The sequence below is a fragment of the Frigidibacter albus genome (assembly GCF_009908165.1).
GTDB classification, from domain to species: domain Bacteria; phylum Pseudomonadota; class Alphaproteobacteria; order Rhodobacterales; family Rhodobacteraceae; genus Frigidibacter; species Frigidibacter albus.
This window is the reverse complement of the sequence record NZ_JAAAUC010000027.1, coordinates 1-8,776: the sequence shown is the minus strand read 5'-3', so window position 1 is coordinate 8,776 and position 8,776 is coordinate 1. Positions and strand designations below refer to the sequence as shown.

7 protein-coding genes and 1 pseudogene are annotated in these 8,776 nt (G+C 65.9%); 2 read left to right on the top strand and 6 right to left on the bottom strand.

All coding sequences use genetic code 11. The features are described 5' to 3' along the window. Window positions 1-641: 641 nt before the first annotated feature. The 5 genes and pseudogenes from GVY41_RS20450 to GVY41_RS19785 all read right to left on the bottom strand — a co-directional run. Window positions 642-1,727: pseudogene (locus GVY41_RS20450) on the bottom strand (recombinase family protein); the annotation flags it as partial. A gap of 42 nt (window positions 1,728-1,769) precedes the next feature. After that, on the bottom strand, window positions 1,770-1,961 hold the full coding sequence (locus GVY41_RS19800) for a hypothetical protein (RefSeq protein WP_161348705.1): 192 nt from the start codon (window positions 1,959-1,961) through the stop codon (window positions 1,770-1,772). A 356-nt stretch (window positions 1,962-2,317) separates the two neighbouring features. Next, window positions 2,318-4,558, bottom strand: coding sequence for an AAA family ATPase (locus tag GVY41_RS19795; protein ID WP_161348704.1), 2,241 nt, complete (start codon window positions 4,556-4,558; stop codon window positions 2,318-2,320). 104 nt (window positions 4,559-4,662) lie between these two features. Beyond that, window positions 4,663-5,238 carry a hypothetical protein gene (locus GVY41_RS19790; protein ID WP_161348703.1) on the bottom strand — a complete coding sequence of 192 codons (576 nt, stop codon included), beginning with the start codon at window positions 5,236-5,238 and terminating at the stop codon, window positions 4,663-4,665. Window positions 5,239-5,405: 167 nt separating this feature from the next. Then, window positions 5,406-5,930 carry a hypothetical protein gene (locus GVY41_RS19785; protein ID WP_161348702.1) on the bottom strand — a complete coding sequence of 175 codons (525 nt, stop codon included), beginning with the start codon at window positions 5,928-5,930 and terminating at the stop codon, window positions 5,406-5,408. 130 nt (window positions 5,931-6,060) lie between these two features. On the opposite strand from GVY41_RS19785, the gene GVY41_RS20150 reads away from it, so the two are divergent. Next, window positions 6,061-6,234: a hypothetical protein gene (locus GVY41_RS20150; protein WP_163535515.1), complete on the top strand. Its 174-nt coding sequence runs from the start codon at window positions 6,061-6,063 to the stop codon at window positions 6,232-6,234. 612 nt (window positions 6,235-6,846) lie between these two features. Next, window positions 6,847-8,472 carry a relaxase/mobilization nuclease domain-containing protein gene (locus tag GVY41_RS19780; protein WP_161348701.1) on the top strand — a complete coding sequence of 542 codons (1,626 nt, stop codon included), beginning with the start codon at window positions 6,847-6,849 and terminating at the stop codon, window positions 8,470-8,472. A gap of 198 nt (window positions 8,473-8,670) precedes the next feature. On the opposite strand, the gene GVY41_RS19775 is transcribed toward GVY41_RS19780, so the two are convergent. Further along, window positions 8,671-8,776, bottom strand: a 106-nt coding sequence (locus tag GVY41_RS19775; protein WP_161656893.1) for a transposase domain-containing protein, incomplete at its 5' end; no start/stop codon positions are given.

Below are 8,776 nucleotides of genomic sequence, written 5' to 3'. Positions count from 1 at the left end.
GCAATCGCCCGACCCGCTGCACGCAATGAAAGTTCCGCGCGCCGGGCGATTGCTCAACCCGCGCCGAAAGGCGTAAATGACCAACGGGCTCCGGTCGCGGCTGGATGAAAGACCAGTGGCAGGTCAGCTGCCCGCGACACCTCCGCCAGGGGCCGCCCGGTCGCAAGGCAGAGCAATGCCGCGATCGCGCCCTGAAGGTCGATGGTCAGCGGGCCACCGTCCGGGGCAGGGGTCAGCACGATCCGCTCTACCAGGGACCGCACCGCTTCCTTGGCCGCCTCCATGCCCTCGGCATCGCCGAGCCCGCGGATCAACGCGCCGACCCGGGTGCGATAGGTGCGGGCCATCGACGGGTGATAGCGGACCGGGTCCTCGGCCGGGATCCGGTCCAGCTGGCGCTGCAGCTCGGTGCGGCGTGCATCGAGCGTGATCATCCGATCCTTCACCTGCTCTGCCGGGACGCCGGCAACGATAGCGTCCACCAATTTGCCATGGTCACGGCTGACCTGCGCCAGCTCCTTCTCGACCCCGGCGCGGCCCGCGGTCGCGCTCGCCCGCAGCCGGTTGCGCTCCGCCGTATAGGCTTCGCAGAACGCGGCGACCGCATCCGGATCCATCAGGTGGTGCTCGAGCGCGGTGAGCACCGCATTCTCGAGATGCGCCTTGCTGATCACCTGCCGGTTGCTGCAGATTGAGAGGCCCTTCTTGCGCGAGGCCGAGCAGCCGAAATTGTCCTGCGACACCTTCGAGAACCCGCCCCCGCAGCAGCCGCAGACCATCAGGCCGGAGAACAGGAACTTCGGGCGGCGCCGATCCCAGACCGGCACGCCGGTGTCCCTGGACTTCAGCGCGCCCTGACGCTGGCGCACCGCTTGCCACAGCTCGTCCTCGATGATCCGAAGTTCCGGGATCTCGGTGATCACCAGCTCGGAGCCGTCGTTCAGAAAAGACACCCGTTTGCCGGTGGCCGGATTCTTGCGATAGGTCAGGCGGTCCCAGATCTGGCGGCCGATATACATCTCGTTGTTGATGATGCCGGTGCCGCGCGTGCGGTTGCCGTGGATGGTCGATGTGTTCCAGTGCCCGCCTCGCGGCCCGGGGATGCCTTCGCGGTTCAGCGCGTCGGCGATCCTGGTTGGCGACAGGCCCTTCGCGTAGTCCTGGAAGATGCGCTGCACCACCTTGGCCTCCCCCGGTTCGATCTCGCGGTCGCCGCGGATCGGCTCGCCATTCTCGGCAAAGGCCCGCACGATCCGATAGCCGAAGGTCAGGCCGCCGGCCGACTTTCCGTTTAGCGCGCGGCCCCGCAGGCCCTCCCGGGTCTTCTTCGCGAGGTCGCGCAGGAACATCGCGTTCATCGTGCCCTTGAGCCCGATATGCAGCTCCGAAATGCTGCCCTCCGACACGGTCTCGATCGCCACATCCGAAAACTGGAACTGCTGGTAGATGGTGGCGATGTCGGCCTGGTTGCGCGAGAGCCGGTCCAGCGCATGCGCGATGACAACATCGAACCGGCCGCGGCCCGCATCCCGCATCAGCTTCTGGATGCCGCTGCGCATAAGACTGGCCCCGGAAGTTGCCCTGTCGGTATAGACCTCGACGACATCGAGCCCTTGGCGGGCGGCGAACTCGCGGCAGGCGCGGATCTGGTCGTCGAGCGAGGCGTCGCGCTGCAGGTCCGTCGAATAGCGCGCGTAGATGGCGGTGCGAAGCAGGGCGGGGGTCATGGCAGGATCTCCATCGGCAGCGGCCGCGACCGGACGGCGCGGTCAGTCCTCATCGGCGGCATGGTCGGCGCGGGCTGCGTCTCGGGCGAGGGCCCGCACCAGCGCCAGAAACTGCGACTTATGCTCCAGCGTAAGGGCGGGGTTGGCAAGAGGGGCGTCGTGGGGAGCAGGCAGGCGGGACGACGGCCCCTCCGCCACCCCCGCCTTGCCTGTCTTTCCCCGTGTCTTCGCCACGACAAGTCTCTCCCGGCCCCGCGCGGGAGCTGCTCCCGGCGGGTGATGATGATGATGGATTGGGATCTGGTCCCGGTGGTCCTGTTGCTCATCATCATATCGGATCCAAAGGCGACGGGGGGGCCGTGAGTGCTCGAAATGGGCTGGCACGGGCCCATATCGTCGGGTTTATGTGGATAAACGGCGGTTGACGGCACCTGTCCGCATCGGGAGCGTCAGTTGGGACCGAGCCGACCCCCGCGCGCGACCCGGTTTGCAAAATCATAAAGCAATTATCCGGATTTTGTGGCGCGCGTGTGGGCCGGAAGTGCATGAACCCGCCCTGCGCCGGAGGGCGCAGGGCGGGCCGGATCAGTTCAGATGCGGCTGCTCCCGTAGCGCGCCGGCAGGATAGTGTTGGACGATCCTGGCAGTTGCCGGAGCCAATTGACGGCCTCCGCCAGCCCGAACTCGCGCGCCGTTACCAGCGCCTTGGCCATGTCTTCCAGAAGGCCGCGGTGCGTCGCCAGGATCGCCAGCGCACGATCTTCCGCGTCTTCGATCCTGCCGCGCACCGCCTCAAGGATCGCAGGGTCCTGGAGGAGAGCGGCCTCGTCACCGCCGCGCCAGACCGCGCCCTGGAGGCCGAGGCCGAGTTTGCTGTCGATGGCCAAGGCCAACTGCGTCGCCTGCGCGATGTCGGACTCTGCGGAGCCGCCGGCACCGGCCGACACAGTGCCGAAGATCAGCCGCTCCGCCGCTCGCCCGGCAAGCATCCTGCTCAGGGTCGCCGTGATGTCGCCGGTCAGCCCTGCCTGCGGCCGCAGGTCGACATGGATCTCGCCGCCCCCGCGCGTCAGCAGAATACGGGTCACGCGGCCAAGGCCGAGGGCTGCACAGACGATCGCATGGCCACATTCGTGGACGGCGATGCGGTGAAGCAGTTCGACGTTGTCATGGCCGCCGAAGCACGCGCGTAGGTATTCGAGCGTCAGTTCGCGACCCTCGGACCGGCACTCGGCGCGCACCTGCCGGATGATCGCGTCGATATCTGCTGGGGTGTTGCCGACCGCCCTCCGCGAAAGGTCGCGCAGATCCGCCTCGGGGAAGCTCAGGTGCCTCCGGAACACGCCGTAGAGCGCCTCGGCGTCGGGCACGGGCATCTCGATCTTCAGGTCGAACCGGCCGGCCCGCAGGATGGCCGGGTCCAGCGTCTCGGGGTGATTGCACGTGCCAACCACGATGACACCTTCCTCGCGCGATAGGCTGTCGAGCTCCGCGAGGAAGCTGTTGATCACTTGCACGCGGTAGTTGTGGTTGTGACGGTCAGCATCTTGCCGCGAGCCGGCGGCGTCGATTTCGTCGATGATCAGCACCGCGGGCGTATCCCTCCGCGCCTCTGCAAAGCTCCTGCGCATCGCGCGGAGCATATCCCCCAAGTGCCCCTCCGCTTGCCATTGGGCGAAGGACCCGGTGATCACTGACAGGTCGGCGTCGTTGCCGATGGCCCGAGCGAGCCAGGTTTTGCCGGTGCCGGGTGGGCCGTAGACCAGGAGCGACCGGCTGAGATCGTGCCAGCCGATGGTGCCCGCCCGCCATAGTGCAAGATCGCGCACCAGCTGCCGAGCGGCCCGCAGCGCCTTGCCATCTCCGGTGAAGTCGTCAAGTCGGGGCTCAGCGCCAGCGGATTTTTTCCGCATGGCCACCGATCCGGACAGCCGCTCCGCCACCTCCCGCGCCGTTGCGCCTCGCATTGCAAAGGCCAGACGGATGGCGCTGATGCTCGATAGCACGCTGTCCTCGGGCAGGGCCGCGCGAACGCACGCATCGTCGACCCGCCCGGTGGCCGAGTGGCTGGTGCAGAGCGTGGCGACAAGGACGTCGCGCGTGACCGGCATGAGCGTGATCCGGTGAAGTCGCTCGACCGGCAGGTCGGGGGGCAGAGTCGCGTTGGTGGTCTGGACGATCAGCACCGGCTTCGAGGACTGGAGCCCCTTCACCACGTCTGACAGGTAGTCGCGTGCGGCAGTCGGGCCGATCTTGCTGTCCGTTACACGCGGCTTGATCACAGAGAGGCATTGCTCGCTGATGTCCTCGCCCCCTTCGAAATGGATCAGCCAGTCTTCGGGGATAAGATGCGTCAGCATCTGCGCCGTCAGCTTCAGATCGTCCTCGGCGACGCCGGTGAGCAGAGTGACAGCACCCGCCGCAAGGATGTCATCAAGCCTTTCGGACGATCCGACGCTGGCCGCCAACTGGTTCGCAACCAGCAGCTTGCGCCACGGCACCTGCACCGGTGGCAGGGCGTCGCCACGCTCGGTCGTCGCTGCCGGATCGCCCCCGGCGTCAGCGATCACGTCCCAGTCCTCGGGCGGCAGGTGCCGCAGGTTCGGAACGGCGCTCAGGATCGAGAGTGCCGAGGCCGGGGGAACATCGGCAGAGGCCTCGAGCTGCGCGGGCAGGTCATCATCAAGGCCGAAGCCGCGACGCGCTCCGCCGAGCTTCATGGTGCCGCGCGAGAGCGGGTTTTCCGCCTCGTCCTGCTGGAGGCGGCGGATCGCCTTTTGCGCGTAGGCCCACCAGGTGGGGCGGCTGGATTCAGTGGTCGCGTGCGTCATGGCGCACCTCCGGCACATGAGAGGGGGCGTCCGGTTGGTCGGACAGCAGGAAGAGGGTGAGGAAGTCATTTGCCCAGGCCGCATCGGCACAGAGCGGGCGCGGCTCAGGGTATGAGCGCGGGGCCCTCAAGAGCGGCCAGGCCAATATCCGGCGGGGCAGGGGCGGCGAGGCCCAGGGCGAGCATCGCCTCCTCCAGGCTCGCGCGAGGATCGGCACGAAGGCCGGCGATTTCGGACCGCATAATCCGCTGCGAGGAGCGACGATCGCGGCTGAATCGGACGACGTTCTCTGGAAGCACGACCAAGGCGAGGAGGTCGAAGTCACCGGCCGCGTAGGGTCGGAGCCCCCCCGGGGAGTGGTTGTAGCCCTTGGAGATGTTGAAGTGCCAGGCGTTGGCCCGGTGGGCCGTCGCGGTCTTGATCTGCAGTTTCAGCACTGCCGACGGATGCAGGACCAGCCGGTCAGCGGAAGAGTGTTCCGGAAGGGCGAGCGGCAAAAGGCCAAGCCGCAGCAGCATGCTGTCGACGAAGCGCTCTCCTGCTTCGCCGAGGATCTTGGCGTGATGGCAGAGCGTGCCGGTGTCGAGGTCCGGGAAGGACCAGAGGGCGGAGACGGCGGCGGCATCGTGCAGCGCGACCGGCGGCAACGTCAGGTTTGCGAGCGGCATTTGAACGGGCATGAGGGCCCTCCTCGGCAAGGTGAGGCGCTGACCGGCGGGCACGGAAGTGCCGCCAGTGTCGCCCGATGACGGGATCATCAATGGAAGATGCGGCGCGCAGGCCGACGGAGCCGCGATGCGGCGTCGGTCAGGAACGTATGAGGTGCTGCGCGCTCGGGTAGGTCATGTCACATCGCCAGGGGAGGGACGTCTCCGGCGGGCATCATGGCATCTGGCGCGTCGGCGTCAACATATTCCGAAAGTGTCGCGAGGTCGGCAAGGCGCGCCTTGGCCGTTACCAACATCTGATTGACCCGCAACGATGCGGCGCTGGCGGCGGGGCAGGAGAACAGGCCCGGGAAGCGATCAACGAGGCCATGCAGATGCGCGAACTCCTCGGCGTCCGTGGTCCGGATCATCGAGCCTGTCAGGAGCGCGATGCGCTGGAGCGGCCGGTCTTCCGGACGCTCGGGTGCGGCACGGTCGACGGCGTCCAGCGAGGACAGGACCTCATCGCGGGCACGCTCCGCCTGGCGGCCCCAGTCCATGAACGCGGGGTCCCAGCAACTGACGTGCTGGATGTCGCGCTCCGCTTCGACATGGCCGGCAAGGGCGACGAGGAGCCTGGAGAAGGAACGGCAGACGGCGGTCGGGGTGAAGTGCACTGCGTCTTTCGCGGTATCCGCCGCGGTGGTAGTGATACGGGTAGCCATGGTGATCTCCTCGCTGAGATTGTCGTGGTCAGGGTCGGGGGGTGTTGGAAGCACCTTTTCCGACCCGCATATCGAACATATGCGATATATGCCGTATTGTCAATATGCGCCATATGGGTTATTTCGATTCATGGCCAGAGAGACCGCATACCCAGTCAAGAAGCTCGTGAACCTCACTGAAGAGCAGGCGGCGCGGATATCCGATTTCCGCTTCGACCAGCGCCTCCAGTCGGAGAACGAAGCCATTCGCCGTCTGCTCGAGATTGCGCTCGACAAGGCCGGGGACGGTCCACCAGCGGATTGAGCAGCTTGCGCCTCCTCGGCATTCACAGCCTGCGGGGCGGAATAAGCCAGAGCCTCGCCGCCTTCAGCATTGCGAAAGCTACGGTCGTGGTCCGGGGGCGGGCTCTGCCCGTCCGTCACATGGCGTGCTCCAATGATGGTAAGCAAGGAAAGGTCGGCGCTCGCCGATATCCGCCATGATGGCGAGCCGGCTGCTGTCACGGGCATGCCGCTCGACAGGGGTCAGCGATAGGCGCCCATTGTTGGAATAAGATCATCACCTGACAGACAAGGGGTTCGAAGGGGGATATCCCCTCGCTTCGGTCGAACCCGGCGCTTGGGCCCGGAAGTTCGACCGAAGGCAAGGATGGCGTGCCATCCGCGCAGTTGGTCCGTTTACGGGCCGACGGAGCGCCTCCCCGGCGGTAGGGGCAGACAAGGTAGCTCTCGAGCTACCTACAGTCTGTCCATGTATGTAGCGCCCGAAAGCTACGTTCGCGAAATACAATATGGCAAACCATATCAGAAGGTTAGGTTATCCCCAACAATCAAAAAAGCCTGCGATTCCGACCCTCGCGACTTTCTGCGGTGCTCCATAACTGGAAGGCCACGGACGATCAGGAGGATCATCGCCATGGCCTATCAATACGTTCACGTCCAGACCTACAGCAACAAGCTGACGAAGGTTCAGGGCACGAAGGACCACTTCAACAGCATCAATCAGGTGTTCGAAGAGGCAGATCGGAACCCGCTGTATTCCGGCCATGTCCCGGATCCCCAGCCGCCGATCTCGCTCATGATGCACGGCGCGATCACGGTGACAGAGTTGCGGAAGCTCCATGACACGCGGCGATCCGAGATCCGCGAGACAGTCACGCTTCCGGATGGCAGGATCTACAACCGCGCGCTGAAGTCTGACTTCCCGACGCTCTATACCGAGATCCACTCGCACCCCATGCGATCAGATGAGTATCGCGAGGCTGCACCAGACGAACGAGCCCAGGTGAAACGGTGGGCCAGTATCGCAGTCGGGGATTTTGCGAAGCGGATGTCAGAAGGCGTGCAGTTCGCGGCTGTGGTCCACCTCGATGAAGGGCATGTCCATATCCACATCTTGGCCGTGAACATCGAAGATCCGAAGATGAGCGCCAGCAAGCTTCATGTGGGAAAGGTCGCTGCGGCGGCCTGGCGCGACATCCATGGGTCGGAGGACAGGCTTACTTCCCTGCCGCGCCCCGAACCGGTGCCGCGACCGAAAAAGCCGAAGAAGCCGAAGCCGAGCAAGAACCGGATCACTCAGAAGAAGCGCGATGCCGAACATGCTGATGCCGTCGCGGCATGGGAACAGGACTGTGCTCGCGCGGAGGCGGCAAACGCCGACCTGCTCGCGCAGTGGGAAAAAGAGAACGGCCGGCACCTTCATGCGCACCGCAAGGAACGGAAGAAGAAATCGTCCGATGTCGTGGCCTATCAGGCCGCGATGGCGGCCTTCCAGGACCATTACCACGAGGCCGTCGGGAAACGCTGCGGCCTTCTGCGGAACGGGCCTGGCAACGAGCGCTTGTCGACGAAGCAGTATGCGGACCGGAAGGCAAATGCTCGGCTGGTGGCGGCGGACGACGAGGCCCAGCGGCTGATGGCCAGAAAGATCGTGCAGAAAGAGCAAACGCAGAAAGAAAAGGACCGGGCGCAGGCGGTGGCGGCCGAGCAGCTGACCGGCATGGCCGGAAAACTGGAAGAGCACATGGCGGCCACTGCCGCCGCGGCTTCGGTGCTGGCCGGCCGGGAGGCGGCGGTGGCCGAGCGCGAGGAGGCCGGCGACGCCAGGGACCAGGCGCAAGAGCGGACGGCAGTGACGCAGGCCGAACAGGCGACCGCGCTGCGCAACGGCGAGGCGCGGCTGGCGACCGAGCGCTCGGCGCTCCAGCGGGAACAGCTCGAGTCCCGAGACGAGGCGCGGGCGCGCGATGTCGATCTGGATCGGCGCGAACAGGACGTTGCCGCCAAAGAACAGGAAGTCGCGGACGCGGTCGAAGCGATCGGCGATATGGTCGAGCAGATGGAGCGGGGCGAAATCGTCGCCACGGACGGCAAGCTCGAACTGGGCTTTGTTCCCCGTTTCGTCGAACGCTGTGCAGTCACCCCGCCTGATGCGCGGTCTCCCGTCCAGCATCTGGTGGCCAAGTTCGTCGGCCTGCTGAAGCGCGTGGTCACAAACTTGGGCGGTGGGTCGGAACCCGAAAGAAATGAACCGCGATAGGCGCGGGGAGGGCGACCGCGGCCGAGGGTGCCGTTTGGTCGCGCAACCCCCGTCGGCGATGCCCCTGTCAAACGCACATGGCGCAGAATCGTGTCGCCGCGGGAAATGGGCGTCGGCGCTGGCCGCCATGCAAGAGCAGAAAAGGGGCCGAAGTGCAGATGCGGGCCGTCGCTGCGCGGTAAGCGTCCGGCCTGACCGCTATCGGTTCCAGCGCCAGGGCAGCAGGTCGTCGACCTTTGTGATCTTGTAGTCTGGGATGCGGGCTAGGGTGTCGGCGAGCCAGGCTTGGGGATCGACGGCATTG

Coding starts and splice junctions, on each gene's coding strand:
- GVY41_RS19795 (WP_161348704.1), bottom strand. CDS start 4,558: ATGACGCACGCGACCACTGAATCCAGCCGCCCCACCTGGTGGGCCTAC.
- GVY41_RS19790 (WP_161348703.1), bottom strand. CDS start 5,238: ATGCCCGTTCAAATGCCGCTCGCAAACCTGACGTTGCCGCCGGTCGCG.
- GVY41_RS19785 (WP_161348702.1), bottom strand. CDS start 5,930: ATGGCTACCCGTATCACTACCACCGCGGCGGATACCGCGAAAGACGCA.
- GVY41_RS20150 (WP_163535515.1), top strand. CDS start 6,061: ATGGCCAGAGAGACCGCATACCCAGTCAAGAAGCTCGTGAACCTCACT.
- GVY41_RS19780 (WP_161348701.1), top strand. CDS start 6,847: ATGGCCTATCAATACGTTCACGTCCAGACCTACAGCAACAAGCTGACG.